General features: G+C 63.8%; 3 protein-coding genes and 1 pseudogene. 1 reads left to right on the top strand and 3 read right to left on the bottom strand.

What is annotated here, in order from left to right; genetic code table 11:
- Positions 1-34: 34 nt before the first annotated feature.
- Positions 35-127 (bottom strand): annotated as a pseudogene (locus tag G6021_RS15875) (Ku protein); the annotation flags it as partial.
- Between the two features lie 126 nt (positions 128-253).
- On the bottom strand, positions 254-1066 hold the full coding sequence (locus tag G6021_RS15870; protein ID WP_182641703.1) for a helix-turn-helix transcriptional regulator: 813 nt from the start codon (positions 1064-1066) through the stop codon (positions 254-256).
- A 131-nt stretch (positions 1067-1197) separates the two neighbouring features.
- Here G6021_RS15870 and G6021_RS15865 point away from each other — a divergent pair, with 131 nt between their 5' ends.
- Positions 1198-1659 (top strand): MaoC/PaaZ C-terminal domain-containing protein, encoded by a 462-nt coding sequence (locus G6021_RS15865; protein WP_182641702.1) that lies wholly within the window; start codon positions 1198-1200, stop codon positions 1657-1659.
- Between the two features lie 64 nt (positions 1660-1723).
- Here G6021_RS15865 and G6021_RS17650 read toward each other — a convergent pair.
- On the bottom strand, positions 1724-1974 hold a 251-nt coding region (locus G6021_RS17650), incomplete at its 5' end, for a hypothetical protein (protein WP_241736618.1).

Below are 1974 nucleotides of genomic sequence, written 5' to 3'. Positions count from 1 at the left end.
TGCTATCCGAAGCACGTCCCTAACACGCCTCTTCGCGTTCCTCGACCGTGAACGCCTCTCCCCCGGCCGCCTTCGCCTCGATGAGCTCCTTGAGCTGGATCTGGTAGTCGTCCTCGTACTTCTCCGGCTCCAAATTCCCGTGATCCGGACGCGGCCGAGGCCGCGATGGAGGTATTCGTCGAGCGCTCCGCCCGGTACTACCGCCGCTATCTGGCCGACGTCATCTCCCAGCCCGTGAAGTGGGAGCTCCAGCTCATACCCCGTGACGCGCCAGGTAAGCGGCGGTGGCGGCGTCAGCGGGAAGGAACGTCTCAATGACCAATTCGGACAAGGTGACATCCAGAGCGGTTCCGAACGTTGCCATCATCGCCAGGAACGACAGACGCGCATCGCCGACCTGTACGAGCAGCGGAACATACACGGGATTCGCATCGGTGTCGGTCGGCTCTCGGTCGTCGGAACCGTGGTGGGGGTAGGCGGCCAGCTCATCGTGGAGCGAGAGCATCTCGGTGTCAGCGAACGCCAGGGCACTCCGACGAAGTCCGCCGAGCACGAATGCGCGCCACTGAGAGAGGTTGGCGATGTGAGGTGCCATGCCCTCCGGATGCAGCGTCATGCCCAGCGCGTTCAGTGGTCGCTCGGCGAGCAGATCCGGGGAAACGACCTGGGTGAGGACACCGACCGCACCGTTGGTCTCGAGCACATTCCACATCCGGTCCACCGCCAAGGCCGGGTACGGCTCGTGGGCTGCGAGAATCTCGCGCACCGCGGTCCGAGCCGATGCCATTCCGGGAGAAGCCAGATCATTCTCGGAGTAGCGCGGCGCGAAACCGGCGGCCATCAACAATTGATTGCGGTCCCGCAAGGGGACATCGAGGTGCTCCGCAATCCGAAGCACCATGTCCCGGCTGGGTTGGGACCGCCCGGTCTCCACAAAACTGAGGTGACGAGTGGAGATGGCGGCCTCGTTGGACAACTCGAGCTGGCTCACTCGCCGATGCATGCGCCATTGCCGGAGCAGCGCGCCGACAGAAACGGAGGCAGCGGTGCCGGTGTTCGTCGTCATGGGACAAGTCTGTCCCAGTGAACGACCCGGTTCCATGACCTCCCAGGTAATCGACGCCACGAATCGGCTGAGTTCAGAGTGGAGTCCGGACGATCGGAACCGCCGATAGTCCGACTTCGTGGGAGGGCGACATGACCGACATCCACTACGCAGACGATCTCGAACCCGGCCAACTGATCCCACTCGGGAGCTACACCATCACCGAGGAGGAGATCGTCACCTACGCACGGCAGTGGGACCCGGTGTTCATCCACACCGACCCGACCGCGGCCGCGACAACCCCGCTCGGTGGCGTCATCGCCAGTGGACTACACACCCTGGCGATCTACCAGCGCTTGGCCGTGCCCGCCTTCTGGTCCCGTTTCACGGGAGGGGTGGGACGCAGTTTCGAAATTCAGTTCCGTCGGCCGGTGCGGCCGGACACCACATTGACCGGACACCTGACAGTGCACGAAATGACTCCACGACCCGAACGCGGTGACGCGAAAGTCACCATAACCGCCGAACTCGCCGACACCAGCGGCGATACCGTTCTCGAGCTGACCAACCATTCGGTACTCCCACTCCGCAGCGCCGCCGCAGGCTCAGCCTGATTGTTGCCATCACGCCGGGAGGAGCGCTGCGGATGACTCTGGGTCGCGCGGCTGTCGGTGGGGGCTAGGCGGACTTCTTGGCGGGCGCCTTGCGGGCGGTGGTCTTCTTGGCCGTCGACTTTTTCGCAGTTGATTTCTTGGCCGTCGACTTTTTCGCCGGTTCCTTTTTTGCCGCAGACTTCTTGGCGGGAGCCTTCTTCGCCGCCGTCTTCTTGGCCGGGGTCTTCTTCGCCGAGCTCGAGCCGCTCTTCTTGGCCGACGACTTCTTCCCGGAGCCGGAATCCTCGTCGTCGTCGTCTTCGTCATCGCTGTCGT

This window comes from Dietzia sp. CW19, assembly GCF_014145265.1.
Taxonomy (GTDB): domain Bacteria; phylum Actinomycetota; class Actinomycetes; order Mycobacteriales; family Mycobacteriaceae; genus Dietzia; species Dietzia natronolimnaea.
The sequence above is the reverse complement of the archived record's forward strand: the minus strand, read 5'-3'. Positions and strand labels throughout refer to the sequence as shown.

Bases quoted from the DNA above. Each gene is read 5' to 3' on its own strand.
- G6021_RS15865 (WP_182641702.1), top strand. From the start codon at position 1,198: ATGACCGACATCCACTACGCAGACGATCTCGAACCCGGCCAACTGATC.
- G6021_RS15870 (WP_182641703.1), bottom strand. From the start codon at position 1,066: ATGACGACGAACACCGGCACCGCTGCCTCCGTTTCTGTCGGCGCGCTG.